Origin of the sequence: Lysinibacillus sp. FJAT-14222, assembly GCF_001278875.1 — a bacterium.
Taxonomy (GTDB): Bacteria; Bacillota; Bacilli; order Bacillales_A; family Planococcaceae; genus Lysinibacillus; species Lysinibacillus agricola.
In genome coordinates, this window is record NZ_LIYL01000001.1 from 70139 (window position 1) to 95794 (window position 25656).

The following is a 25656-nucleotide window of genomic DNA, read 5'->3' on the forward strand; positions in this document are numbered from 1 at the left end:
TATATGAAATGACCACTGGAAAAGACATGATTACTGGACAAAAAGTGGTAATTCCAAAAGGTGGATCAAAGTATATAAATTTAGAAAGCTCCTGTCCTGTGCCTCAGAATAAAGGTAAAACTAAAAAAGAAAAAGAACGTGAAATAATAGACAAATTTATAGAAGAACAAAGAAATCATGAAAAGAAACTATTAAAATCCACATTTAATTTCTTTTTCGAAGATATTGAAACAATGTTAAGTCCTGACTCAACATGGAAAGAACGAGCTGAAGCTGCATTTTATACATTCTATAAACCTGCGAAAGTGGCTGATAAAGCAAAAGATGGAGCAAAAATTATAGAAAGTCAGGCAGAGCATGCAAAAAAAGAAAAGGAGATTACGGGAAATAAGGGCACCGGTAAAGATTTTAAAAACTACTCAGCTAAAGAAATTGAGAGGAAGTTTGACTTGAAGAAAGGGGAGTTCCACCAAGTGAAACAGGATATAGTTAAAGACCTTACCAATAAAAACTCTCCGTATAAAGACTCTATGAAAAAGGTGGGTAATAATCCAGATATTCATCTAAGTTCAGATGGTACAATCAGAGTAATGTCTAAAGATGGAAAGACTTCGTTTGATACTAATTGGAATATAAAAGATTTTCTACCGTAAGAAAGGTGATAACTATGTCATTTGAAGTAAATATATTAGTGGTTAATCAAAATAAACCCTTACCAATTCCATTTCTCTCTTTTATAGAAGTAATAAATGAAGTGGACGATAAAATGGTTTTGAGATTAGAATGTACATGGAAATTTATGAGTCAAACAAAAGGGATTTGGTATTCATTAGTTAAAGAAGATGATGGGATAAAAAATGCATTTTTACTTTGTACCTCTGATTTTGAAATAGAGTCAGAAAAATTACCTATACCTTTTTGGATTGACGATGAGGATGTTATTTATAACTTAACTCCATTAATTATTCATAAGGAATATATAGAAGAGTTTGAAGTAATATTAGAATTTTTAGTTAAACAATCTCCAACTAGTACCTTAATGTTTTTAGCTAGATATCAGGGTGGTGATTATGAGATTATTCAAGGCACTATATCACTTAGTAATTTTATTCAAGATTTAAAAAATAAAAAAATATTGTTTAATGTATGCTATATAATCACTAATGATTAATTGTTATAACCTTGATTGGCTAAATGCCTTTCAAGGTNAAGCGACAGCAACAATGTTTTATCTGTGCGAAAGCGAAGCGACAGCAACAATGTTTTATCTGTGCGAAAGCGAAGCGAAGCAACAAAAGCGGCTCATCGAACGCCCCCAGTCGGAACGGAAATCAACCCCACGTTACGTTCATAGTTAAATTCTTTGGTGCCACTCTATAAAGGGTAGTTTTCACATTAAAAGCTAACAAATAAGTGATTAATTTAGAATAATTGTTAAAGTTAGTGGTCAATTGCTGCAGATTGCGTTATGATAAATACCGTTAAATCAACGTTTTGAAAGTGTGTGAATATAATGGGAGTTAATACAATCTATTTAGACAACAGTGCAACAACAAAACCTTTAAAAGAGGTTATGCAAGCATTTATGGTAGTGAATGAGCAGTATTATGGCAATCCTGCTTCCATTCATGCAATGGGTGTTGAATCAAACGAATTATTAATGCGTGCACGTGAGCAAGTAGCAGATATTTTGCATACAGAAGCAAAAAATGTGCTATTTACATCAGGTGGTACTGAGTCCAATAACACGGCTATATTTGGTTTAGCACGTAGCAATACACATAAAGGAAATCATATTTTAACAACTGAAATTGAACATCCATCTGTTCTAGAGTCCGTTAAGCAGCTTGAACTAGAGGGCTTTGACGTAGAATATTTACAAGTAGATAAGAATGGAGTTATTTCTTTAGAAGAGCTTCGTGCAAAAGTGCGAAAGGATACCATTTTAGTAAGCATGCTGCATGTAAATAATGAAATGGGTGCTATCCAACCAATTTTTGAAGCTGCGAAAATTATCCATGAATCGAGTCGTGCAGCTTTTCACGTTGATGCTGTACAAAGCTTTGGAAAGTTACCGATATCATTTACCGATGACGAGGGTCCAGACTGTATTTCGATTTCTGGCCACAAAATTCATGGCTTTAAAGGCACAGGCGTACTAGCATTCCGAAAAAAAATGAAATGGCAACCGTATGCACTTGGTGGAGGGCAGGAGTTTGGTTTACGTAGTGGAACAGTAGCTGTCCCGCAAGCTGTGGCCTTATCTAAAGCAGCACGAATAGCAGTGGAGACGATGAATGATCGTGCGAAAAAATACCGTCAATGGAATGAAGAAATATGCACGCAATTACGTAGATATGGTGATGTAGTGCATATTTTATCGACGCCACAAGGAGCGGCACATATTTTATCTTTTAGTATTCGCGACTTAAAAGGTGAAATCATTATCAATGCATTACAAAAACGCGATGTTATTGTATCAACGTCGAGTGCTTGTTCATCGAAACAAACAAAAACAAGCCATGTTGTTGAAGCTCTTAATCTTGATGAGCATTTTAAAAAGGGTGTCATTCGCTTAAGCTTTGGCGCATATGTAACAGATGAAGATATAGTAAAGTTTAAACAAGTATTAGATGAAGTATTGATGGAACTTAAAGGAGAATTATAATAATGATTTGGAAAGAAATTTTAATTCGATATGGTGAGCTTTCTACAAAAGGTCGCAACAAAATGGATTTTATTCGTCGCTTACGTGAAAACATTCGTCATGCGTTTGCGGATTTAGGACACTTACACATTCGCACAGAGCGCGATCGTATGTTTATCGCCATTCAAGATGAAACACAGATGGACGTGCTATTAAAAGGATTACCTAAAATTTTTGGTATCCAATCATTTAGTCCAGTGGCAGCATGTGAAAAAGACATCGAGGCCATGAAAAAACTTGCCATAACAATTATGGATACATTTAAAAATGAGCAGCTTACTTTTAAAGTAGAAGTAAAGCGTACAGATAAAACATTTCCGTTAGAATCACATGCCATTCAGCGCGAAATTGGTGGTTATGTATTACCACAATATCAAAATTTATCAGTAAAGGTGAAGAAGCCTGATATCGAACTTCGTGTAGAGGTGCGTCATGATGCAACATATATGATGGCACAAGTTATTGCGGGTGCAGGTGGAATGCCTGTAGGCTCTAATGGTAAATCTTTATTAATGCTTTCTGGTGGTATAGATAGTCCTGTCGCTGGTTATTTAATGATGAAACGTGGAGTGCGCTTAGAAGCGATTCATTTCTTTAGCCCACCGTACACAAGCCAAAACTCATTGGAAAAAGTAAAGGTACTTGCTAATGAATTAACGAAATTTGGAGCTAGTATACGTTTACACGTCATTCCTTTCACTGAAATCCAAGTTCTTATTAAAGAAAAAGTACCTTCTAATGTCTCTATGACAACAACTCGTCGTATGATGCTAAAAGTAGCTGACAAAGTACGTGAAGAAATTGATGCCCTAGCAATTGTTACAGGTGAAAGTCTTGGACAAGTAGCGAGTCAAACACTGGAGAGTTTAACTGCTATTAATGCTGTAACCAACACACCAATTTTACGCCCATTAATCTCCTCAGATAAATTAGAAATTATCGATATTGCAGAGAAAATTGGCACATATGAAACGTCTATCCAGCCATTTGAAGATTGCTGTACTATTTTCACTCCAGCAAGTCCAAAAACAAAACCAAAGCTTGAAAAGGTTGAGCATTATGAAAGCTTCTCTGATTTTGATGAATTAATTGAACGAGCTGTGAAAAATCGAGAGGTCTATATTTTCCCGAAAAAAGAACAAGAAGCCGATAAATTTGCAGATCTTCTATAGAAGAAACTTGCGATTTCTTAAGAGCAGACTCAAAAGTCCATTTTGAGTCTGCTTTTTTTAGTCTGCTTCCTTCGTAGGTACAATTTACCTATAAAATTTTTGTATTAAAAATCTAATAACGCACATTCTATATTCACAAGGAGGTGAGAAACATGGCAAACAACAACAACCGCAGTTCAAACCAGCTTGCAGTACCTGGAGTACAACAAGCGCTTGATCAAATGAAATACGAAATTGCACAAGAATTTGGTGTTCAATTAGGAGCTGACGCTTCAGCTCGTGCTAACGGTTCCGTTGGCGGTGAAATCACTAAACGTCTTGTACAAATGGCAGAATCTCAATTAAAAGGTATGCCGAACAACAACCAATAATTGCCTAATCAGCATTTATTAAACTTAAAACCAGTGACCGTAAAAGGCACTGGTTTTAGTTTGTTTAGATTTTTAATTTTTATCCCGTATTAATGTGCAGTGAAATTCAGCGAGGAGATTAACTGTCTGTAAATAATGATTTAAATGTAGAGACTGTATTTGAAATATCTTCACTTTCGCAAATTGCAGAAATAACAGCGATTCCATCCGCACCTGCTTTACATACTGTATGTGCATTCAAGCAGTTTATGCCTCCGATTGCAACGATCGGGAGCTCGGGATATTGTATCCTTACTTGCTGTAAGAACTCAGTTCCACTAGGTGGTTTTGCGTCGTTTTTAGAAGTGGTTGAAAAAATAGGGCCAATTCCTACATAGTCAGCGCCATATTGTAGAGCAGTTTGTAATTCAGTTTGTGAATGAACAGAAACACCTAGAATCATGTTGCCAATTTTTTCACGTACCATCGACACAGGTAAATCCTCTTGTCCAATATGAACACCTTCCGCTCCAAGTTTTACAGCAAGCTCTACATCATCGTTGACGATAAACGGAACATTATACTGTTGACAGAGCTTTTGACATTCTCGTGCAAAATTTTCATAGGCTTGCCCAGTTAGTGTATTTGGTCCTTTTTCACGGAATTGAAACATAGTAATACCAGATTGTAGAGCCTTCTCTAGAACGGTTATTGGCTTCTTATTTAAAACATTACCAGTACCCATAATAAAATATAACTGTAGATCGTTACGTTTCATGAATGATCACCTCACAGGAGTCCTTATAGTTTTGATAGGCAAAATGATTTGTTGGACCATGACCATTACCAATAGATAAATCGTGAGTAATTGCTAATTGAATAAATTTTTTTGCTTCCTCAATCGCTTCTTCTATAGGTAACCCACGGCCAAGAAAAGCGGTTAATGCAGCGGAAAACGTACAGCCTGTACCATGTGTATTTTTTGTTGCGATACGAGAGGACTGCATGGAAAATGACCGACCGTCTTGAAAAAATACATAATCAATCGCATAATATTGATCTGCTAAATGACCGCCTTTAATAATGACACATTGAACCCCCATTTGTAATAAGACATGAGCTGCTTCTTTAATATCTGCTAAAGAATTGATTTTCTTTCCGGCAAGGGTTTCGGCTTCAGGTATGTTCGGTGTTACGATTGTTGCTAAAGGTAGTAAATAACTACGTATTGCATCAATTGCTTCTTGCTGTAATAAGCTTTCGCCACCTTTTGCAATCATGACAGGATCAACAATAAGCGGAATATTTACTTCGGATAAAATATGTGCAATTGATTGAATTATTTCGGAGGAAAACAACATTCCTGTTTTAACAGCACTTATTGAAAAATCCTCGATTAGCGCTTTAAGTTGTTTCTCAACGAAGCTAACTTCAATTGGTAGGACATCCGATACACCAAGTGTGTTCTGGGCAGTCAAAGCTGTAATAACAGACGTTCCAAATACCTTTAATTCCTGAAACGTTTTTAAATCAGCCTGTATGCCTGCGCCACCACCACTATCTGAACCTGCAATTGTCGTTACAATATGCATCATTCTACACCATCCTTGGAAAGCCGGTGTAGTTCATTCAATACTGCAATTTGAAAATCGCCAATGTATTGAGTGGAAGAAGCAGCTTGTTCTGCCACTTTTTTATAAAGCGACAATGTATCTACCAATTGGGTAAAGGGTTTATTTCCTGTGGCGTAGGCGGCACAACAAATGGCACTCAATAAGCAACCTGTTCCAGTGACTTCTGTCATTTGAGGATTTCCACCTGTAATCCATTGCTGATGTTCGCCATCAGTAATAAAATCCTTTTCACCGGTCACAATAACAATACAATTATTAAGTTGAGCTATTTGCTTTGCCTCTATTTCTAAAGAAATTGAACCATGACCACTATCTACGCCTTTTTGTTGCCAGTCTACATTGGCAATAGCCGCAAGCTCTCCAATATTACAACGAATTGCTGCAAACTTAATTTCCTTCAGTAATTGCCGTACCGTCTGTTTTCGGTAAGTTGTTGCACCTGCAGCAACAGGATCTAAAATAATGGGAATGCCAAGAGCATTTGCTTTTTTTCCTGCAAGTAACATTGATTCTTTCATATGCTCATTAAGGGTACCTATATTTATCAATAAGCCTGAGGCAATCGTGACCATTTCTTCAACCTCATGACTGTCATCAGCCATGACTGGAGAAGCACCTATTGCTAATAAGCCATTTGCTTGAAAATTAGCCACGACGTAATTGGTAATACAGTGAATAAGTGGATTTTTTTTACGAATAGTACGAAATATCAATCTAAGTCCTCCTTGTTGGATGGACGTAAGCGTGCAAAAAAGGCTCTTTTTCGTGCAAAAAAAACACGCAAAAGAGCCCTTCATCAGTAATTAGATGTGATTTGCTCCCTACGTCAGTATTAACTAACAGGTTCAAAGGGTCAGGTTTTACCTTCTCAACTCTAAGTGAGTCCCCCTGCAATCATTCTTTTAGTTGACCAAAATGTACCATATTTTTCATTCGTGTTCAATAGGGAGATTTTTTAGAACCAATTCGTGACTGATGCCATATAGCAGAGCATGATAGTTGTCATGACTTTATTAAAATAGAGTACCTTCCATTGAAAATGATGAAAATTGAGTTTTATAATGAGCATAACAAAAGGGGGCATTTGCCATGAAAAGACAAGATTTAATTGCACCAGAATGGTATAACATTTCAGAGGAAATTGAAAAATATGCAAAGGATTCTACCAAAAATGCATTAATAGTTTATAACGAAGACGAGGAAATTCAGTACATAACATATGCTACTTTACTTGAAAAGGCGAATCAGGCAGCGCATGTACTTACATCTCAAGGTTTAACAAAAGGTGATGTTATTTTAGTCATGGTGCCGAGGTCAGTTGAAGCGTATATCGTATATATTGCTGCCTTAAAGGCAGGTTTAACCATTATCCCAAGCTCAGAAATGCTGAGAACTAAAGATATTGAATATCGAATCAATCATGCTAATGCAAAAGGTGTTGTTGCATTTGAGCCTTATATTGAACAATTTAATGATGTGGAAAATTTACAAAACATACAGCGATTTGTCATTGGTTATGCACATGAACCTTGGCAGCCGTTGCTTGAAAAAATGCAAAGCCAACCAACAACCTATATAAGTTCTACACCAACTAAGAGTACAGACATTGCATTTTTAGCATATACGAGTGGTACTACGGGCAATCCAAAGGCAGCCGTACATACACATAGTTGGGGTTATGCACACTTAAGAACGACTGCACCGAATTGGTTAGGTGTCCAAGAAGGTGACATTGTATGGGCAACAGCAGCTCCAGGCTGGCAAAAATGGATCTGGAGTCCGTTCCTCGCTACATTAGGAAGCGGTGCAACAGCATTTGTCTACAAAGGTAACTTTGATGCGGCAACATATCTTGGGCTGCTTGAAAAATTCAATATTAATATTCTGTGCTGTACACCAACCGAATATCGATTTATGGCAGCGCTTGAAAATTTACAAGATTTCAATTTAAGTACAATCCGTCAGGCTGTGTCAGCGGGTGAACCTTTAAATAGCGAAGTGATAAAAGTATTTTCGGAGGTCTTGAATTTACAAGTACGAGATGGCTATGGACAAACAGAAAATACATTACTTGTTGGTACAATGGTAGGAATGGGGGCTAGAATGGGTTCAATGGGTAAACCTACTCCGGGTAATACAGTTGAAATTATCAATGATTTTGGAAATCCTGTTGCAATTGGAGAAGTTGGAGACATTGCTGTACATTGTGAAACACCCGCGTTATTTAAAAAATATTTGAATGATCCAGAACGTACAAATTTACAATTTAGAGGCGATTGGTATATTACCGGAGATCGTGCATATAAAGATGAAGATGGCTATTTTTGGTTTGAAGGACGAGGAGATGATGTCATTATATCGTCTGGCTATACGATAGGTCCATTTGAAGTAGAAGATGCATTATTGAAGCATCCAACAGTTAAAGAAACTGCCGTTGTTGCAAGTCCAGATGAGGTTCGTGGAAATATTGTAAAGGCGTTTGTTGTGCTTCATGATGGAGTGATTGGTAATGAAACACTTATTAAAAAACTACAAAACCATGTAAAAACTTTAACAGCACCTTATAAATATCCTCGTGCGATTGAGTTTGTAACAGAGCTACCAAAGACTACATCAGGTAAAATTCGTCGTGTCGAATTGCGTCAGCAAGAGAAAATTCAATATATCAGTCATTATTAATTTCCTAGGAAATAATGTCGAAAATCAAAGTTCCTATTTTTTATGAACTTTGATTTTTTTTATAAAATTAGGTAATGTATTATAGGTTGAATAGGTTAAAACTGTTGCATAAATTGGCTCATTACCAAAATTTAGAGATGGCATTTATTAAAACGTATGACATGTCTATAAGTTGATTGGAGTAGAGGCTGGGCGATTCCCTGTGGATTAGCGTCAGATGAGACTCTAGAGCGAGCCGGGTAAACGGAGACTAAAAGCATCACGGCCTGTGATAATGACTTCGTGACCAACATTCTGTGGCTGTCGCACAGAAAACATTTGTCGCTGTCGCTTTGCTTTCGCACATAAATGTTGCCCCAAGCGGCTCATCGGACGCCCCAAAGAGAGCGCCCAGTCGGAACGGGGATTAACCCCATGTTATAGTGATGGGCCATATTATTGCAATAAAATGAAACAAATTAAAATGTCAATCGTATAACGTTATGAGGAGGCGGAAAGACATGAATGTTAAAAGGTGGGCTGCTTTAATAATTGCAGGTGTATTATTAGTATTTTCCTTGGGGATCAACACCATTTTTGCAATATTTAAATCGAATCTCTTTAGCAATTTTGATAGCTTAGTGGATGGGAACAATTTGGCGGTAATGGAAAAGGTTAAAGAAAACGGCAATATGGATAAACGTATTGCTTACTTAAAGGTTGATGGTACGATTCAAGATATTGGATCAAGTACATTATGGCAACCAGTTACGTATGATCATCAATTTTTCTTAAATCAATTAGACAATATTTTAAATGATAAGTCTGTGCAAGGTATCGTCTTAAGTGTTAATTCACCAGGTGGCGGTGTAAAGGAATCAGCAGAAATATATAAAAAGCTTTTAAAAATTAAAGAAGAGCGACAAATTCCAATCTATGTTTCTATGGATTCTATGGCAGCTTCAGGTGGTTATTACATTTCAGCACCTGCAGATAAAATATTTGCGCAACGTGATACAATTACAGGTTCGATTGGTGTCATTATGCAATCCATTAATTATCAGGCGCTTGCTGAAAAAGTTGGTTTTAAATATGAAACGTTTAAATCTGGTGAACATAAGGATATGCTTAGTCCAATGCGTGAAGTGACAGCAGAAGAGCGTGCTATGATGCAAGATATGATTAATGAAACATATGAGGAGTTCGTTAATATTGTTGAAAATGGACGTAATATGTCTGAAGCTGATGTAAAAAAAGTTGCAGATGGTCGAATCCTTAGTGGTACAAAGGCTCTTGAAGCAGGCTTAACTGATGCAATTGGTGATGAAGAAGCAACAGTTACTGCATTGCGTGAAGACTTTGGTTTAGAGGACGCAGAATTATTTGAGTATTCATATGATGTGGGTGGCTGGCAATCGTATGTGGGTATGAAGATTGGATCAATGTTTGGTCCATCTGCTGAAGAAAAAATGCTGATGAAAATTATGGCGGATTATAAAGCACCAAAAATGATGTACCTATATGGCGAATACTAAGGAGGGAGTACAATGACAAACAATGAAATTGTTATGCAAAGTTCACCCTCTATGGAGAATGCTCTCCTAATTGATAAGCCAATTACGAATAAAAATTATGCATTAAAAACAGCAGGCTTTTGGATACGTTTTTGGGCATTTTTATTGGATGGATTAATTATTACAGCAGTAGGCGGGGTTCTCGTTAATCCAATTTTTTATCTAATGGATTGGTCATTATCTGAAACAGTGTGGTATGCACCAATGTCGATTATATCTGCTATTCTCTATTACAGCTATTTCGTATTAATGACGAAATTTTTTGGTCAAACATTAGGGAAAATGATATTTGGATTACGTGTTATTTCATTAAAACATGAGAAGCTGACTTGGTCAGATGTGTTATTCCGTGATTGGATAGGGCGTATCATAAACAACATTTTTATACCACTTTATATTCTTGTAGGTATTTTACCGAACAATCAAGGTCTACATGATTTTTTTGCGGATACAACAGTTGTTCATGAAAAAGTTTATATTGAAAAAGATATTATGCAACCATCTTTGCCAATTAAAGAGGAAAATTCTGAAGCTGCACCTCTAGAGGAAAAACCTGAACCTAAAAAGCATGAGGAAAAAAACGAAGAATAATGGTTAGAGCTGTCTCGTTATAGTGAGACAGCTCTTTGTTTTTGTGATAAAACAGTAATTGATGGATAGCTAGTTAGAAAATGTATGCCATGTATATAGTTTGATCTTCGTTCCGACTGGGCGACTTCTTGGGGATCAGCGTCAAGCAAATTGGCTCATCGGACGCCCCCAGGAAGCTCTGCTCTGTGCGAAAGCGAAGCGTCAGCAACAAAACGTCCAGTCGGAAATCAACCACACGTTATGGTGATGATCCTGGAAAATGGTGCAGCCCTAAGCAAACAAGGTTGCACAGGTGCGAAAAGAATTTTTCAAAACCGTTTTTGATAAGCTGTCTCAGTTGCAATTAATTCCCTACATTTAGTAATATTATGTACATATGATAATTAGGAGGCGTTTATATGGCACAAGTAACATTTAAAAATGGCCCAGTAACACTTGTAGGTAACGAAGTAAAGGTTGGAGACCAAGCACCAGATTTCACTGTATTAGCGAATGACCTGTCACCTGTTACATTAAAAGAGTCAAAGGGGAAAATTCGTTTATTTAGTGTTGTACCATCATTGGATACTGGCGTATGCGATGCGCAAACACGTCGTTTTAATGAAGCGGCAGCAAGCTTAGGTGATAATGTAGTTATCTATACGGTATCTGTTGACCTTCCATTTGCTCAAAAACGTTGGTGTGGTGCAGCGGGGATTGATGCTGTTCAAACAGTTTCAGATCACCGTGACCTGTCATTTGGTGAAGCATACGGTGTCTACATCCAAGAATTACGTCTTCTAACACGTGCAGTATTTGTTGTAGATGCAAATGACAAAGTGACATATGTGGAATATGTTCCTGAGGCAACAGACCATCCAAACTATGAAGCGGCAATTGCAGCTGTCAAATCACTAGCATAATTTATTGATTTTAGGCTAAGATATTACTAGACAAAGGGGCTGTGACAAGTTTTTGTCACGGCTCTTTTCTGCGTGAAAGGAAGTTATGTATGGAAAATATCGAGAAGTTATTTGGTATGCTAAATGAACATGCTGAAAAGACAGAAAAAGAACATAATACTACATTGCTAGAGGGTATTTTAGATGGCTTAGAGGCATGGTTGGATGGGGAAGTTAATTTTTCACAAGACGGTGCTACGAAGGAAGATGTGCGCAAAGCAATTCAAATTGCTGTTTTAAAGGGGATGCGAAAAGGCTCTCAGCCGAATCACCAAATGACACCGGATACTCTTGGGTTATTAGTTGGTTATTTTGTGGAGCAAATATTTGCAGATCGTCTAGAAACAGAAAAAATTTCTATTTTGGATCCTGCAGTAGGTACAGGGAATTTACTACTAACAGTTATGAATTTATTAGATGGGAAAATAGAAGCAACAGGTGTGGAGGTTGATGAGCTACTTATTCGATTAGCGGCTGCTACTGCTGATTTGACGGAGCAACCGGTTTCATTATATCGCCAAGATGCTTTACAAAATCTATTAGTAAATCCTGTTGATGCTATTGTTTGTGATCTGCCAGTCGGATATTATCCGAATGAAGATGTTGCGTTAGAGTATGAACTATGCGCTTCAGAAGGAATGAGTTATGCACACCACTTATTTATTGAGCAGTCCATTAACTATACGAAGGATGGAGGCTACTTATTTTTCCTAGCACCAACCCATCTCTTTGATTCTGAGCAGTCGAAACAACTGCATAAATACATTCAAAAGCATGCTTGGATTCAAGCAATTATTCAATTGCCAGATACAATGTTCGCTAATAAAGCCCTTGAAAAGAGCATTGTCATTTTACAAAAGCAAAGTAAGGATTTCAAGGCACCTAAAGAGGTGTTGTTAGCAAAAGTGCCAAATATGCAAAATAAACAAGCTCTTGCTATGTTCTTTGACAAAGTGAAGATGTGGCAAGAAGAGAAATAAGTAAAAAGAGGCTGAGACATAATTGGTCAAAACCTTAAAAAGCGCAAGAAATCAATTTTAGAAACGTTGATTTCTTGCGCTTTTCTGATGTGAATTTTTTTAATTGTGCTATAAAAAATCAGGTATGTTGATTAACCATTTTTTATCCATCCTAATTAATTAGAAGTCTGATTTCCGCTACGGGCTACTCGTTTTCCTGCGGGCGAGCGACGAGCCGCTTCCTCCGCTGCGTTGCCGCTGACACTTCGTTTTACGACCCTTTAATCTCATTGACATAATAGTTTTTTCAACAATATGAAAAAGGTATCCGAAATTGGATACCTTTTATGTAATGCAAAATTAAATTTCAGGTGTACGGATAACAAGTACGTCACATTTAGCTGAGCGTACAATTGCTTCAGAAACTGAACCGATTAGGAAGCGTTCTACTGCATTTAGACCAGTTGCACCACAGATGATTAAGTCTGCGTCTACGATTTTAGAAAGCTCTTTTGTAATGATATTTTTTGGTGAGCCGTATTCAATTACAAGGTTAACGTTTGCTAAGCCTTCTTCTTCAGCTTGTTTTTTGTAACCATTTAATAGTTCTTCAGAGAATGCTTGAGCACGCTCAGCAATTGAACGGTCATATGCTTCGATTGCAGCGAATGAACGAGTGTCAATAACATTTACTAGATTTAATACAGCACCTTCGTTACGTTTTGCAACGTCAATCGATTTACGGAAAGCGTATTCTGCTTCCTTAGAACCGTCTACTGCAACTACAATGCTTTTATATTGATTAGCCATTTGAAATTACCTCCCTGATTTGTATATGTTGATTATACCAAATGATTTTCTAAAGGAAATACTTTCCGAAAGAAAAAATGTGAAAAAGTGAAGACATTTACAGTGATTTCAATTTTTCCTTAACGATTACACCTCCTTAAATTCGCAAAATAAGTATTACTACCAGAAGCATATTTCATTACATATGTGGCGCTTTGCAGTAGCGCGCATCAATGTTTTCATAGGAATCGTTACACGTTGACTTAAACAAAATATTAAAAATTAGATGTGTTGATTTACTATGTTCATCCACTTTTATTATTTTACATTATTAGAATATTGTGAATTTTATCTATTATTATTTTAATTAAAGCATTTTTTGTTTATGTTTGGTAATATGGAAATGCAAGGGGTGCATCAATACATCGAAGTGTGTGTAACAAAATGATGCTTATTTTTTTAGGTAATGGAAGGGGATAGGGAAGATGAAGATTGGTATTCCAAAAGAGATTAAAAACAACGAAAATCGTGTAGCTATGACACCAGCAGGGGTTGTCACATTAACACATGCAGGCCATGAGGTGTACATTGAAACTGGAGCAGGTTTGGGCTCAAGCTTTACAAATGCAGACTACCTTGCAGCAGGTGCTCATATTGTTGAGACAGCAAAAGAGGCATGGGCGCAAGAAATGATCATGAAAGTAAAGGAACCCGTAGCATCAGAATACGATTACTTCTATGAAGGTCAAATCTTATTTACTTATTTACATTTAGCGCCAGAGCTTGAATTAACACAGGCACTTTTAAATAAAAGAGTTGTAGGCATTGCTTATGAGACAGTGCAATTAGCAAATGGTTCTTTACCGCTTTTAACACCAATGAGTGAGGTTGCAGGTAAAATGGCAACGCAGATTGGTGCTCAATTCTTAGAGAAAAATCATGAAGGTAAAGGTATTTTACTGGGCGGCGTATCAGGTGTACCACGTGGTAAAGTAACTGTTATCGGTGGCGGTATTGCTGGAACAAATGCGGCGAAAATAGCTGTCGGAATGGGTGCAGATGTAACGGTCATCGATTTAAGTCCAGAGCGTTTACGTCAATTAGAGGATCTGTTTGGTCGTGATGTTCAAACATTAATGTCCAATCCTTATAATATTGCAGAATCAGTGAAAAACTCAGATTTAGTAGTCGGAGCCGTTTTAATTCCTGGCGCTAAAGCACCAAAACTTGTTTCTGAGGAAATGATTCAGTCAATGCAACCAGGCTCAGTAGTTGTTGATATTGCCATTGACCAAGGCGGTATTTTTGCGACATCCGATCGTGTGACGACACATGATGACCCAACTTATGTAAAACATGGAGTTGTGCATTATGCAGTAGCGAATATGCCAGGGGCTGTACCACGTACATCAACAATTGCTTTAACAAATAATACAATTCCTTATGCACTTCAAATTGCAAATAAGGGTTATAGACAAGCATGTGGTGAAAACGCTGCACTGAAAAAAGGTGTTAATACTATAGATGGTCATCTAGTTTACAAGGCTGTTGCAGATTCTCAAGGTCTGCCATATGTAAATGTTGATGAGTTAATTCAATAAATGAAAATAAGGGAGCAGTTCAATTTGATACGCTCCCTCATTATTATTCTAGCATTTCAATATAATATTCCAATACTAATAGATTTCATCCCCTTTATATAAACAACTTTTTTAAAAGGACTTATAGTGAATCTTTTGGTACATAAAAAACAGAATATTTTAATTAGTTGCTATTTTAGGTGAATTATTGAAAGTAAAGAGGATGAAATATATGCAACATGAAAAAACTCAAAAAAAATCGTTTGTCAATAAGATGCTCGACATAATTGAACGTACTGGTAATAAACTGCCAGATCCGATTACATTATTTGTTATTATGGCATTATTAGTACTCGTCTTTTCTTGGGTATTAGATGCAATGGGTGTTTCGGCTGTAAAACCAGGAACGAATGAAACGATAGAGGTCGTTAATTTATTGAGTCGAGAGGGCTTAATTTTAATCGTTACACAAATGCAAAGTAATTTCACAGGATTTCCGCCACTTGGCTTAGTTATTGTATCAATGATTGGAATTGGTTTGGCGGAACAGACAGGTCTGATTTCTGCGATTATGAAAAAGACTGTTATGAGCGCACCACAAAAATTGATTGTACCAGTGATTATTTTAACAGGTTTAGTGGGCAATTTGGCTGCAGATGCGGCTTTCATTATTTTACCTCCAGTGGCAGCACTTATTTTTATGAGTGTAGGACGTAACCCTCTAGCAGGTTTAATTGTGACGTATGCGGCTGTTGCTGGTGGCTTTAGTGCAAACTTATTAATTAGTTCACTCGATGTATTATTATTAGGTATTACAGAATCAGCTGCTCATATTGTAGATCCAGATTATACAGGTCGCGCTACAATGAACTATTATTTCTTAATTGCTTCAACATTTCTTTTAATATTTATCGGTACATGGGTGACAAAAAAGTTTACAGAACCCCGCTTTGGCGATTATAAAGGAGAAATTAGCGTACTCGAACCATTGACACCGCTAGAGATGCGTGGTTTAAGGTGGGCAGCGATTGTTGCTATTATATATTCTGCGATTATTGCATATACAGTTATACCATCAAACGGTCTACTACGAGATCCTGAAACAGGGGGCTTTTTAAATTCACCATTTATGACAGGTATTGTACCAATTATGCTGTTCTTTTTCCTATTACCAGCGTTGGCATATGGTATTGCAGCAAAAGAGGTGAAGAGTGACAAGGACGTAGCAGAAAAAATATTTAAATCAATTGCAGATATGTCATCGTTTATCGTACTTGCATTTGTTGCTTCACAAATGATTGCGTACTTCAACTGGAGTAATATTGGCTCAATTGTTGCGATTAAAGGAGCAGAATTTTTACAGGCATTAAATTTCACAGGTTTACCAATGATTATCGGGTTTGTTATCATTTGTGCATTCGTTAATTTACTGATTGCGAGTGCCTCTGCAAAATGGGCATTATTAGCACCGATTTTTGTACCGATGTTTATGTATCTTGATTATTCACCAGCAGTTACACAAGTAGCGTATCGGGTAGGAGATTCGATTACAAATCCTATTACACCGATGCTTGCATATTTTGCTATTTTATTAGCATTTGCAAGACGTTACGATAAAAATATCGGTATCGGAACACTAATTTCAGCGTTATTCCCATATACTATATTCTTCGCGATTGGTTGGATTATATTATTCGCCATTTGGTTCTTATTGGGATTACCACTTGGACCAGGAGATTACATTTATCTTCATTAAGCAGAAGAATCCCACCACTATAGGTGGTGAGATGAATGCGGATTTAAGTTACTCATCAGCGGGTGTTCAAACACCTGTACCTGTCGCTACGCTTTCGGTACAAAAGACATTTGCTGAAATAGAGGAACTCAATCTAAGAACGCCATGTTCTGTGGTAATTTATCTGTGCGAAAGCGAAACGACAGCAACAACACACGACTGAGTGACGCAATTATGCCGAGGCATAATTGATAATAATAGGAGGGGTTTGAATGACTACACAACATGTACAACTTTCAACATTACTTGAACAATTTGAGGAGGAAATGATTACACTGCGTCGTCATTTTCATGAAAATCCAGAGCTTTCTTTTGAAGAGGTAGAAACCCCTAAAACAATTGCTGCGTTTCATCGTGCATTAGGACATGAGGTGCGAGAAGGCGTAGGGGGTAATGGAGTTGTCGCAAAGCTTATTGGGGGTAAACCAGGTAAAACAGTGGCACTTCGAGCAGATTTCGATGCATTAGCAATTACGGAAGAGACAGGGCTACCATTCCAATCTAAAATCAAGGGTCGAATGCACGCTTGTGGGCATGATGGTCATACAGCAACACTACTTGTATTAGCGAAGGCATTAAACAAAATGCAAGCAGATTTAGCAGGAACGATTGTTTTCATCCATCAACACGCAGAAGAAATAGCGCCGGGTGGAGCAAAGTCTATGATTGAGGATGGCTGTCTAGAAGGTGTCGATGTTATTTTCGGAACGCATTTATGGGCTCCTGCAGAACTTGGTAAAGTGCAAATTGCATCTGGACCATTGATGGCTGCGGCAGATTCTATTGATATTACAATCAAAGGGAAGGGTGGGCATGGCTCTACACCAAATGAAACGAAAGATTCGATTGTACTAGCTGCACAATTTATTACGAATTTACAACAGCTTGTAGCACGCCGAGTAAATCCACTACGCCCAGCTGTAGTGTCAATTGGACATATTGAAGCACTCAACCCATTTAATGTTATAGCAGATAAAGTGTATATGAAAGGAACGGTTCGTACATTCCATAACGAAGAGCGTGATCTCCTTGAACAAGAAATTGAAGAAGTACTAATAGCTACTTGCTATTTAACAAAGGCTGAGTATGAATATGAATACCGTAGAGGCTATCCACCTGTTGTGAATCATCCAGCAGAAACTGAGCATGTTATCGAGGCAGCCAAAAAGGTATCTATTGTCGAAGCTGTTGAAATTGTCGATCCTACGATGGGTGGAGAAGATTTTGCTTACTATTTAGAAGAAAAACCAGGTGCATTCTTCTTTGTAGGTGCACAAAACCCTTCTTGGACGGAAGTATATCCTCATCACCATCCCAAATTTGATATTGACGAACGCTCGCTTCGCATTGCTGCAAATGTTTTAGGACAGGCAACTCTTGATTATTTGGAAAAATAATAAATGACATAACGAAAGGAAGCACCACTGCTATAATGGTGCTTCCTTTTTATGTGCGCCCGGCATGCGTATGAACTATAGGGTGCAAGTCCCAAACCTCGAAGACAGAAGTAGAGGTTAGCCAAGAGCAAGGGTGTCCGTGGCGACGCGGAATCTGAAGGAAGCTGGAGGCAAAACACCGGTCCGAGGAACACGAATCTCATATAAGGCTAGGTATGATTGGATGAGTGTGCATAACAACACAAAGTCCTTTCAAGGTCATATCGAGTAAATGAGGCGGATAGATGGTGTGAAAGTGCATGCGCTTACCCGGGGAGGTCTGATGGAAACGCAAAGTACACTTTGTAACCTACTTAGCGATAGGTAGCTGAACCATCAGAAGTCAGCAGAGGTCATAGTACCATTCACTTCTAGAATGAATGGGAAGGACCGAACAATTCGGAGAGAATAGCCCTTGGCATGCAGTTTTCTATGATAAACACAGAAAATCCAGAAGGACCGACTTAATGGAGGTAATGGTGAATCCCATGAGGGACATTGAGCGGGTGCAGTAGAAACTGTTATAAGAAGACAAGCTATTCACGGAGGAGTCGAACGAGATGTTAATGAATCAAATATTATCACGGGAGAATCTGCTTCTCGCACTCAAACGGGTGGAACGAAACAAAGGGAGTCATGGAGTAGACAAAATGCCCGTAAAATTCCTACGACAGCATGTAGTCGAAAACTGGCTAACGATTAAGAAACAAATTCTTGAGGGAACCTACCAACCACAACCAGTTCGCAGAATCGAAATCCCGAAACCTGACGGCGGTGTGCGACTATTAGGAATCCCAACCGTGACAGACCGACTCATTCAACAGGCGATTGCCCAAGTGCTATCCAACCTATACGACCCAAACTTCTCGAATCATAGTTACGGATTTCGACCAAAACGAAGTGCTCACGATGCAATCCGAGAAGCCAAAGGCTATATAAAAGAAGGATACCGCTGGGTAGTAGATATGGACTTAGAGAAATTCTTCGACAAAGTAAACCATGACCGTCTAATGAGTACATTAGCAAAGAAAATTTCTGATAAACCTCTACTCAAGCTGATTCGTAGATACTTACAATCGGGTGTCATGATAAATGGTGTCGTTTATGATACAGATGAAGGAACACCCCAAGGGGGACCACTGAGCCCACTTCTCTCAAACATTGTACTGGATGAATTAGACAAAGAATTAGAGAAACGTGGTCATAAATTTGTCCGTTACGCCGATGACTGCAATATTTATGTGAAAACAAAACGAGCAGGAGAACGAGTGATGGCAAGTATCAAAACTTTTATTGAGAAGACGCTACGATTGAAAATAAATGAGAAGAAATCCGCAGTGGCTCGTCCTTGGCAACGTAAATTCCTAGGATTTAGCTTTACCTCCCGCAAAGAACCACAAGTTCGAATTGCGAAAGAGAGCATAAAGCGAATGAAGAACAAAATTCGGGAATTAACAGCTAGAAAGAAGCCATTTCCAATGGAGTACCGAATTCAACAATTGAATCAATACTTAATTGGGTGGTGTGGCTACTTTGCATTAGCGGATACGAAATCAATATTTGAATCACTGGATGGATGGATTAGAAGAAGACTTCGCATGTGCTTATGGAAGGATTGGAAGAAACCTCGTACGAAAGTGCGCAACCTCATTCGCTTAGGAGTTCCAGACTGGAAGGCTTACGAATGGGGCAATACTCGCAAGAGTTACTGGCGTATTTCGAAAAGTCCAATATTACACAGAACCCTTGGTAACTCTTATTGGAGTAACCAAGGGCTCAAAAGTCTGCAAGCTCGTTATGAAATCTTGCGTTATTCATCTTAATTGAACCGCCGTATACGGATCCGTACGTACGGTGGTTGGAGAGGTCGGGAGTTAATCACTCCCTCCTACTCGATNTAATTGAACCGCCGTATACGGATCCGTACGTACGGTGGTTGGAGAGGTCGGGAGTTAATCACTCCCTCCTACTCGATCCTGCATTAACGGGCAGTAATTTAATCTGTACTAAGGTGGAGATTAACTGCCCGTAAAAGCTAGACTGGTGAAGACTAATAATCAGTGGAGGATGAAGAAAATCCCCACTGATTAAAGTTCACTTTACTTGAGTAAATATTTTCAATTACAGTACAATTAAATCTTTCGGGAATTTTGTTAGTACTTCTACTCCGTCTTTAGTTACTACTACATCATCCTCAATACGGACGCCTGTCACATCAGATTTATAGATACCTGGCTCAATTGTGAAGACCATGCCTTCCTCCATAGTCATTTCATTTGCACCTGTAACAGATGGGAATTCATGTACAGAAATGCCGAGTCCATGACCGAGTCGATGTGTGAAATATTCACCATAGCCTGCTTCAGAAATAGTATCACGAGCAATTTTATCTAAATCCATTGCACGAACACCTGGTTTTACTGCTGCAATTGCATTTGTGTTAGCAGATAGTACCGTGTTGTAGATTTCCTTTTGTGCCTCACTAGGTTCACCATAGGCAACCGTACGCGTAATGTCAGAGCAATAACCGTCGTAAATTACGCCAAGATCGAATAATACCATATCGCCTTTTTCGATTTTGCGAGCACCTGGTGTACCGTGTGGAGAGGCTGTTTTTGGACCACTTAATACCATTGTCTCAAAGGACATTTTGCAGCCTTTATCTTGAATAGCATTTTCTATCGCTGTTAAGATTTCCATTTCTGTTTTGCCTTCAGCGATTTCTTTACAGCCAATTTCAATAGCATAATCAGCTAGTTCAGCAGCTTTACGTAATTTTTCTAATTCATTTTCATCTTTAATTACTCGCATAGCATTGATTTTTTCGTCTAGACGGACAAAGTTTGCCTGCGGGAACGATTGTTGTAGAGCTTCTAAACGCTCTACAATGAGGTGAGCTTTTTCAATGGCAAAAGTTTGTGGGTTAACATTACGAGCCTTTATTGCTTGTGCAAGAACTTCCATTGAATTTTCAGTATCTTGGTGACCAATGACTTCATAAGGCCAACCTGCATCCTTCGCATCTGGGATTTCCATTTGTGGGCAAATTAAAAAAGGTTCCGCCTCTTTAAAAATTACCACACCTAGTAATCTCTCATGTGGATTACTTTTAAAGCCTGAAACATAAAAAACATTGTCTGGTGTTGTTACGAAAGCGGCATCAATTTGGTTTTGTTGTAAATAGTTTTGAATTTCTTCAACCTTTGACATAAACAGTTCCTCCTCTTATAGCATTGAAAAAATTTTCACGTGCTTAGCTAAATTTATAGCCTACCCGGCATGGGCTTCAATCGAATGAAAAATTGTTTCCTAACAAGGACTAGGTATAGCTCTGTTGGGAAAGAATCTATTATTCTCTGTACAAGCATATCAAAAAAAGGGAAAAATCGCATGGGTAGCGAATAAAAATGATGTAGCACAATATGTACTGCTGGGAGGAAACTTATATGGAAATTAGTTATCATGGTCATTCAGTTGTCAAAATTCAATCAAATGGAAAAACAATATTGATTGATCCATTCATTAATGGGAATGGGCAAACAGATTTGAAGGTTGCTGATGAAGCACCAGATATTATTTTACTTACACATGGACATAATGATCATGTTGGGGATACAGTGGAGCTTGCAAAGAAAAAAGATGCGCTTGTCATTGCACCAAATGAGCTAGCTAATTGGATTTCTTGGCAAGGAGTGAAAGCGCATCCAATGCATATAGGCGGGGCCAAGGAATTTGATTTTGGTAAAGTGAAATTTACTCAAGCCTTCCACGGTTCGTCATATGTAACTGAAAATAATGAAATCATTTATATGGGAATGCCGGCTGGAATTTTATTATTTATCGAAGGATTAACAATCTATCATGCAGGAGATACAGCTTTGTTTAGTGATATGAAATTAATTGGAGAACGCCATCCTATTGATATTGCGTTTTTACCAATTGGTGACAATTTCACAATGGGCCCAGAAGACGCTGCTTGTGCAGTCTCATTTTTGAAGCCGAAAATTGTCGTACCAGTACATTACAATACATTCCCTCCAATCGAGCAGAATCCACAAAATTTTGCAGATTTAGTGCAAAATTCAGAGGTTCAAATTTTAAAAGCGGGTGAAAAAGTAAACTGTTCCTAATCATTGACACTGCTGTACTATATGTATTGACACCACGTGCGTAGTTGAAACGATGGGAAAAGTTGAACAAATTCATCACTTTATATTAAATATTTTCATAAAAAATATGGTACACTAAGAGCAGAATTGATGATTGAGAAATAGGTGATATTTTGTCTACAAAACATGAGAAGATTTTACAATACATCGAATCACTACCCGTGGGCGATAAAATTTCAGTACGTCAAATTGCAAAGGAAATGCAGGTGAGTGAGGGAACGGCTTACCGTGCCATTAAGGAAGCGGAAAATCGTCGTTTAGTAAGCTCTATTGAACGTGTTGGAACAATTCGTATTGAGAAGAAAAAGAAAGAGAATATTGAGCGATTAACCTTCGCTGAAATCGTTAATATAATAGACGGCCAAGTTTTAGGTGGAAAAACAGGTCTACATAAAACGTTAACGAAATTTGTTATTGGTGCCATGCAATTAGAAGATATGATGCGTTATACAGATGCAGGAAGCTTGCTCATCGTTGGTAACCGTATTAAAGCACATGAAAATGCACTGCGAGCGGGTGCAGCTGTTTTAATTACAGGGGGCTTTGATACAACTGAGGAAAACAAGTTACTTGCAGATTCCTTGGACTTACCGATCATTTCAACAAGCTATGATACCTTTACTGTGGCAACAATGATTAACCGTGCAATTTATGACCAATTAATCAAAAAGGATATTTTATTTATTGAAGATATTTTTGTGCCGATGACTGATACTTCTGTTCTTCGAAATGATGAAACAATTCAACATTTCCACAAGCTAAATGAACGAACAACTCATGGTGCATTCCCTGTTGTTACAGCAAACAATAAGCTTATTGGGATGATTACAGTAAAAGACGTTATCGGTCGAGAAGAAAACGAGCTTATTGAAAAGGTTATGACAAAAAATCCGATTGCTGGATCGATGAAAATGAGTGTTGCTTCGGCAGGACATCGTATGATTTGGGAAGGGATTGACCTGTTACCAATTGTTGATGATGACAATGTTTTACAAGGTGTAATTAGTCGACAAGATGTACTAAAGGCGCTTCAGCTTGCACAAAGACAGCCGCAGCATGGTGAAACAATTGATGATTTAGTGAAAAATGAGATGAAGGTGCTTGGCGATGAAGAATTAATCGTAGAGTTTAAAGTAACACCTCAAATGACAAACCAATATGGGGCAATTTCTTACGGAGCATTTACAACTTTGTTAGCAGAAGTAGGGTCATTTGCGTTAAAGCGCCGGAAACGTGGGGATGCAGTTGCTGAAAACATGACGATTTATTTCATCAAGCCTGTGCAAATGGAAAGTACTCTTACGGTAAGGCCTCGAATATTAGACATGAGTCGTAAGTTTGTGAAAATGGACTTCGAAGTGTTTAATCAACAAATGCTTGTCGGAAAGGCAATGATGATGTTCCAACTACTAGAACGTTAAGAAGACACAAAAAGGGATGGCCTAGGACAAATGCTAGGTCATCCCTTTCACTTCTTTCAACGGATGTCACGGAATCGGAAGGGAGTTCTAAAAAAGGATGTTAGCCTAAAATCATCGCATCCATGCGAAAACGACTGATCTGCATCGTGCAGGCCTAGGCACAAAGCCGATTCCAACGCATTGTTTATCTGCGCGAAAGCGAAGCGTCAGCGGCAATTATGCCGAGGCATAATTGATTATTCATTGGTTAATTCGGTACTCTTCGTCAACAAATTGACCGTAGTGACGAACCTTTTTAATATTTTCGATAACAACAAAGATGCCTAAAACGACAAGAATTGCTACAATAATAAATGTATATAACCCAGGGAATAAATACGCTTGATTGAAACCAAATACAAGAATAAATGCGCCAAAACTTACATTGGCTTTACTTTTGTACCAATTTTTAGCAATGGGTAATGGTGAACGAAACTGTTTTGTTTTAAAATAAAAATAGAAAACAAATGATATGATTATTGCAAAAACAAATATTAAATTGAGCATAGTAAACCTCCTAGCATAACTAGTCATTATTGTAACGATTATTGAAGAAAAATGCTAACGGTTATTACTATCATTTTGGGGGAAATTAATTTGAAAAGACAAATCATCGACACAATTGCTTCATATGAAACGATCGTTATTCATCGCCATGTACGTCCAGATCCGGACGCTTACGGATCTCAACAAGGCTTAAAAGAGCTCATTTTAGCAAATTATCCTGAAAAGAAGGTTTTTGCTGTAGGTGAACATGATGAATCTTTATCATTTTTAGCGAAGCCAGATCACATTACGGATGATGTATACGATAATGCTTTAGTTATTGTGACAGATACGGCAAATACTGAACGTGTTGACGATCAACGCTATACAAAAGGAAAAATGGTCATTAAAATAGACCACCATCCAAATGATGATGCATATGGTGATTTACTATGGGTGGATACAACTGCGAGCTCTTGTAGTGAAATGATTTATGAGCTTTTTGAGGAAGGGAAAGAAGTAGCAAACTGGACGTTATCTGACGCAGCTGCAAGATTATTATTCGCTGGTATTGTAGGAGATACAGGACGATTCCAATTCCCAAGTACGACAGTCAAAACTTTTAAAATTGCAGGGGAGCTTATTACATATGATTTTGATCGAAATCAAATTTTCGATGGAATGTATGAAATGGATCAAAAGGTTTTAAATTTACAGGGGTATATTTATCAAAATTTCAAAATGGATGAGTATGGGGCGGCACATATTAAGCTGACAAAGGAATTGCTGGCAGAATTCAATGTTGTAGCGTCAGAAGCGTCTCTGTTAGTCGGCTGTCTTGGAAGTGTGAAAGGTATTTGTGCTTGGGTAGTCTTCATTGAAGAGGCCGATCAGATTCGTGTACGTTTACGCTCAAAAGGCCCTATTATTAACACTTTGGCCAAGGAATTTAATGGTGGTGGACATCCGCTCGCTTCTGGTGCAACAGCTTACTCATGGGAAGAAGCAGATCGTGTTATAACGAGATTACAGGAAATTTGTAAGGCGTATCAATAAACATGAATATTTGGCTCATCACCAAAAGTTGTGGATGACATTTGTTAAACGTATGCCATATATAAGTTGATTGGAGTGGAGGCTGGGCACTCCTAGGGGATTAGCAATAGAGGAACAAAGGCTAAAACCATCACGTCCTGTGATAACGCCTTCGTGACCAACATCGGTAATGTTTTATCTGTGCGAAAGCGTAGCGGCAGCAACAAATGTTTTCTGTAGCGAAAGCAAAGCGACAGCTACAAAGCGCCCAGACGGAACGGAAAATCAACCATACGTTATGGTGATAATCTAATATTTGG

The 25656-nt window shown here is 38.0% G+C and carries 27 protein-coding genes and 1 riboswitch; of the genes, 20 read left to right on the top strand and 7 right to left on the bottom strand.

What is annotated here, in order from left to right; translation table 11 throughout:
* The 5 genes from AN161_RS00225 to AN161_RS00245 form a co-directional block, all read left to right on the top strand.
* The coding region (locus tag AN161_RS00225; protein ID WP_158002937.1) for a hypothetical protein at nucleotides 1-653 on the top strand (653 nt) is incomplete at its 5' end.
* A 14-nt stretch (nucleotides 654-667) separates the two neighbouring features.
* Nucleotides 668-1171, top strand: a complete 504-nt coding sequence (locus tag AN161_RS00230) for a hypothetical protein (protein ID WP_053592366.1) — start codon at nucleotides 668-670, stop codon at nucleotides 1169-1171.
* Nucleotides 1172-1513: 342 nt separating this feature from the next.
* A complete protein-coding gene (locus tag AN161_RS00235) occupies nucleotides 1514-2668 on the top strand; it encodes a cysteine desulfurase family protein (RefSeq protein ID WP_053592367.1) in 1155 nt (384 codons plus the stop codon).
* A 2-nt stretch (nucleotides 2669-2670) separates the two neighbouring features.
* The gene (thiI, locus tag AN161_RS00240; RefSeq protein WP_053592368.1) at nucleotides 2671-3879 is read left to right on the top strand and encodes a tRNA uracil 4-sulfurtransferase ThiI; all 1209 of its coding nucleotides are present in this window, start codon (nucleotides 2671-2673) and stop codon (nucleotides 3877-3879) included.
* A gap of 152 nt (nucleotides 3880-4031) precedes the next feature.
* Entirely contained in the window at nucleotides 4032-4250 is a 219-nt protein-coding gene (locus AN161_RS00245; RefSeq protein WP_053592369.1) for an alpha/beta-type small acid-soluble spore protein, read from the top strand.
* Nucleotides 4251-4368: 118 nt separating this feature from the next.
* Here the strand turns inward: AN161_RS00245 and thiE are convergent, their stop codons facing one another.
* The 3 genes from thiE to thiM are packed head-to-tail and all read right to left on the bottom strand — an operon-like array spanning nucleotide 4369 to nucleotide 6576.
* A complete protein-coding gene (thiE, locus tag AN161_RS00250; RefSeq protein ID WP_053592370.1) occupies nucleotides 4369-5007 on the bottom strand; it encodes a thiamine phosphate synthase in 639 nt (212 codons plus the stop codon).
* On the bottom strand, nucleotides 4997-5821 hold the full coding sequence (thiD, locus tag AN161_RS00255; protein WP_053592477.1) for a bifunctional hydroxymethylpyrimidine kinase/phosphomethylpyrimidine kinase: 825 nt from the start codon (nucleotides 5819-5821) through the stop codon (nucleotides 4997-4999). The genes thiE and thiD overlap by 11 nt, the downstream gene beginning before the upstream one ends.
* Nucleotides 5821-6576 carry a hydroxyethylthiazole kinase gene (gene thiM, locus AN161_RS00260; protein WP_053592371.1) on the bottom strand — a complete coding sequence of 252 codons (756 nt, stop codon included), beginning with the start codon at nucleotides 6574-6576 and terminating at the stop codon, nucleotides 5821-5823. The genes thiD and thiM overlap by 1 nt, the downstream gene beginning before the upstream one ends.
* Nucleotides 6577-6664: 88 nt before the next feature.
* A riboswitch (TPP riboswitch) is annotated at nucleotides 6665-6763 on the bottom strand.
* Between the two features lie 189 nt (nucleotides 6764-6952).
* Between thiM and AN161_RS00265 the strand changes: the two genes are divergently transcribed.
* On the top strand, nucleotides 6953-8542 hold the full coding sequence (locus AN161_RS00265) for an acyl--CoA ligase (RefSeq protein WP_053592372.1): 1590 nt from the start codon (nucleotides 6953-6955) through the stop codon (nucleotides 8540-8542).
* A gap of 225 nt (nucleotides 8543-8767) precedes the next feature.
* On the opposite strand, the gene AN161_RS29305 is transcribed toward AN161_RS00265, so the two are convergent.
* Nucleotides 8768-8911, bottom strand: a complete 144-nt coding sequence (locus tag AN161_RS29305; RefSeq protein ID WP_158002938.1) for a hypothetical protein — start codon at nucleotides 8909-8911, stop codon at nucleotides 8768-8770.
* Nucleotides 8912-9042: 131 nt separating this feature from the next.
* Here AN161_RS29305 and sppA point away from each other — a divergent pair, with 131 nt between their 5' ends.
* From sppA to AN161_RS00285, 5 genes are all read left to right on the top strand, one after another.
* The gene (sppA, locus tag AN161_RS00270) at nucleotides 9043-10056 is read left to right on the top strand and encodes a signal peptide peptidase SppA (protein WP_053592373.1); all 1014 of its coding nucleotides are present in this window, start codon (nucleotides 9043-9045) and stop codon (nucleotides 10054-10056) included.
* A gap of 12 nt (nucleotides 10057-10068) precedes the next feature.
* Entirely contained in the window at nucleotides 10069-10686 is a 618-nt protein-coding gene (locus AN161_RS00275) for an RDD family protein (protein WP_053592374.1), read from the top strand.
* 150 nt (nucleotides 10687-10836) lie between these two features.
* A complete protein-coding gene (locus AN161_RS29310) occupies nucleotides 10837-11010 on the top strand; it encodes a hypothetical protein (RefSeq protein ID WP_158002939.1) in 174 nt (57 codons plus the stop codon).
* 74 nt (nucleotides 11011-11084) lie between these two features.
* Nucleotides 11085-11588, top strand: coding sequence for a thiol peroxidase (gene tpx / locus AN161_RS00280; RefSeq protein WP_053592375.1), 504 nt, complete (start codon nucleotides 11085-11087; stop codon nucleotides 11586-11588).
* Between the two features lie 89 nt (nucleotides 11589-11677).
* Nucleotides 11678-12607: a class I SAM-dependent methyltransferase gene (locus AN161_RS00285; RefSeq protein WP_053592376.1), complete on the top strand. Its 930-nt coding sequence runs from the start codon at nucleotides 11678-11680 to the stop codon at nucleotides 12605-12607.
* A 339-nt stretch (nucleotides 12608-12946) separates the two neighbouring features.
* Here the strand turns inward: AN161_RS00285 and AN161_RS00290 are convergent, their stop codons facing one another.
* Entirely contained in the window at nucleotides 12947-13396 is a 450-nt protein-coding gene (locus AN161_RS00290; RefSeq protein WP_053592377.1) for a universal stress protein, read from the bottom strand.
* Between the two features lie 464 nt (nucleotides 13397-13860).
* Here AN161_RS00290 and ald point away from each other — a divergent pair, with 464 nt between their 5' ends.
* From ald to ltrA, 5 genes are all read left to right on the top strand, one after another.
* Entirely contained in the window at nucleotides 13861-14976 is a 1116-nt protein-coding gene (gene ald / locus AN161_RS00295) for an alanine dehydrogenase (RefSeq protein WP_053592378.1), read from the top strand.
* A 211-nt stretch (nucleotides 14977-15187) separates the two neighbouring features.
* On the top strand, nucleotides 15188-16711 hold the full coding sequence (locus tag AN161_RS00300; protein WP_053592379.1) for an AbgT family transporter: 1524 nt from the start codon (nucleotides 15188-15190) through the stop codon (nucleotides 16709-16711).
* A gap of 31 nt (nucleotides 16712-16742) precedes the next feature.
* Nucleotides 16743-16913: a hypothetical protein gene (locus tag AN161_RS29315; RefSeq protein WP_158002940.1), complete on the top strand. Its 171-nt coding sequence runs from the start codon at nucleotides 16743-16745 to the stop codon at nucleotides 16911-16913.
* Between the two features lie 49 nt (nucleotides 16914-16962).
* Complete coding sequence (locus AN161_RS00305) at nucleotides 16963-18147, top strand: amidohydrolase (protein WP_053592380.1); 1185 nt, start codon at nucleotides 16963-16965, stop codon at nucleotides 18145-18147.
* Nucleotides 18148-18746: 599 nt separating this feature from the next.
* Nucleotides 18747-20009: a group II intron reverse transcriptase/maturase gene (gene ltrA, locus AN161_RS00310; RefSeq protein WP_053592381.1), complete on the top strand. Its 1263-nt coding sequence runs from the start codon at nucleotides 18747-18749 to the stop codon at nucleotides 20007-20009.
* Nucleotides 20010-20307: 298 nt separating this feature from the next.
* Here the strand turns inward: ltrA and AN161_RS00315 are convergent, their stop codons facing one another.
* Nucleotides 20308-21396: a Xaa-Pro peptidase family protein gene (locus AN161_RS00315; protein ID WP_053592382.1), complete on the bottom strand. Its 1089-nt coding sequence runs from the start codon at nucleotides 21394-21396 to the stop codon at nucleotides 20308-20310.
* A gap of 236 nt (nucleotides 21397-21632) precedes the next feature.
* On the opposite strand from AN161_RS00315, the gene AN161_RS00320 reads away from it, so the two are divergent.
* Nucleotides 21633-22316 (top strand): metal-dependent hydrolase, encoded by a 684-nt coding sequence (locus tag AN161_RS00320; protein WP_053592383.1) that lies wholly within the window; start codon nucleotides 21633-21635, stop codon nucleotides 22314-22316.
* 152 nt (nucleotides 22317-22468) lie between these two features.
* On the top strand, nucleotides 22469-23776 hold the full coding sequence (locus AN161_RS00325; RefSeq protein ID WP_053592384.1) for a DRTGG domain-containing protein: 1308 nt from the start codon (nucleotides 22469-22471) through the stop codon (nucleotides 23774-23776).
* Nucleotides 23777-24016: 240 nt separating this feature from the next.
* Here AN161_RS00325 and AN161_RS00330 read toward each other — a convergent pair whose 3' ends face one another.
* Complete coding sequence (locus AN161_RS00330) at nucleotides 24017-24322, bottom strand: YtpI family protein (RefSeq protein ID WP_053592385.1); 306 nt, start codon at nucleotides 24320-24322, stop codon at nucleotides 24017-24019.
* A 90-nt stretch (nucleotides 24323-24412) separates the two neighbouring features.
* On the opposite strand from AN161_RS00330, the gene AN161_RS00335 reads away from it, so the two are divergent.
* Together AN161_RS00335 and AN161_RS30900 are read left to right on the top strand one after the other, a co-directional pair.
* Nucleotides 24413-25357, top strand: a complete 945-nt coding sequence (locus AN161_RS00335; protein WP_143114526.1) for a bifunctional oligoribonuclease/PAP phosphatase NrnA — start codon at nucleotides 24413-24415, stop codon at nucleotides 25355-25357.
* Nucleotides 25358-25526: 169 nt separating this feature from the next.
* Nucleotides 25527-25649 (top strand): hypothetical protein, encoded by a 123-nt coding sequence (locus tag AN161_RS30900; RefSeq protein ID WP_277815911.1) that lies wholly within the window; start codon nucleotides 25527-25529, stop codon nucleotides 25647-25649.
* Nucleotides 25650-25656 lie beyond the last annotated feature (7 nt).

Coding starts and splice junctions, on each gene's coding strand:
- AN161_RS00315 (WP_053592382.1), bottom strand. CDS start 21,396: ATGTCAAAGGTTGAAGAAATTCAAAACTATTTACAACAAAACCAAATT.
- AN161_RS00265 (WP_053592372.1), top strand. CDS start 6,953: ATGAAAAGACAAGATTTAATTGCACCAGAATGGTATAACATTTCAGAG.
- AN161_RS00230 (WP_053592366.1), top strand. CDS start 668: ATGTCATTTGAAGTAAATATATTAGTGGTTAATCAAAATAAACCCTTA.
- AN161_RS30900 (WP_277815911.1), top strand. CDS start 25,527: ATGTTTTATCTGTGCGAAAGCGTAGCGGCAGCAACAAATGTTTTCTGT.
- AN161_RS29305 (WP_158002938.1), bottom strand. CDS start 8,911: ATGAGCCGCTTGGGGCAACATTTATGTGCGAAAGCAAAGCGACAGCGA.
- ltrA (WP_053592381.1), top strand. CDS start 18,747: ATGTTAATGAATCAAATATTATCACGGGAGAATCTGCTTCTCGCACTC.
- AN161_RS00245 (WP_053592369.1), top strand. CDS start 4,032: ATGGCAAACAACAACAACCGCAGTTCAAACCAGCTTGCAGTACCTGGA.
- thiI (WP_053592368.1), top strand. CDS start 2,671: ATGATTTGGAAAGAAATTTTAATTCGATATGGTGAGCTTTCTACAAAA.
- AN161_RS00305 (WP_053592380.1), top strand. CDS start 16,963: ATGACTACACAACATGTACAACTTTCAACATTACTTGAACAATTTGAG.
- thiD (WP_053592477.1), bottom strand. CDS start 5,821: ATGCATATTGTAACGACAATTGCAGGTTCAGATAGTGGTGGTGGCGCA.
- AN161_RS00320 (WP_053592383.1), top strand. CDS start 21,633: ATGGAAATTAGTTATCATGGTCATTCAGTTGTCAAAATTCAATCAAAT.
- AN161_RS00290 (WP_053592377.1), bottom strand. CDS start 13,396: ATGGCTAATCAATATAAAAGCATTGTAGTTGCAGTAGACGGTTCTAAG.
- AN161_RS29315 (WP_158002940.1), top strand. CDS start 16,743: ATGAATGCGGATTTAAGTTACTCATCAGCGGGTGTTCAAACACCTGTA.
- ald (WP_053592378.1), top strand. CDS start 13,861: ATGAAGATTGGTATTCCAAAAGAGATTAAAAACAACGAAAATCGTGTA.
- sppA (WP_053592373.1), top strand. CDS start 9,043: ATGAATGTTAAAAGGTGGGCTGCTTTAATAATTGCAGGTGTATTATTA.
- AN161_RS00235 (WP_053592367.1), top strand. CDS start 1,514: ATGGGAGTTAATACAATCTATTTAGACAACAGTGCAACAACAAAACCT.
- AN161_RS00275 (WP_053592374.1), top strand. CDS start 10,069: ATGACAAACAATGAAATTGTTATGCAAAGTTCACCCTCTATGGAGAAT.
- thiE (WP_053592370.1), bottom strand. CDS start 5,007: ATGAAACGTAACGATCTACAGTTATATTTTATTATGGGTACTGGTAAT.
- AN161_RS00285 (WP_053592376.1), top strand. CDS start 11,678: ATGGAAAATATCGAGAAGTTATTTGGTATGCTAAATGAACATGCTGAA.
- AN161_RS00330 (WP_053592385.1), bottom strand. CDS start 24,322: ATGCTCAATTTAATATTTGTTTTTGCAATAATCATATCATTTGTTTTC.
- tpx (WP_053592375.1), top strand. CDS start 11,085: ATGGCACAAGTAACATTTAAAAATGGCCCAGTAACACTTGTAGGTAAC.
- AN161_RS00300 (WP_053592379.1), top strand. CDS start 15,188: ATGCAACATGAAAAAACTCAAAAAAAATCGTTTGTCAATAAGATGCTC.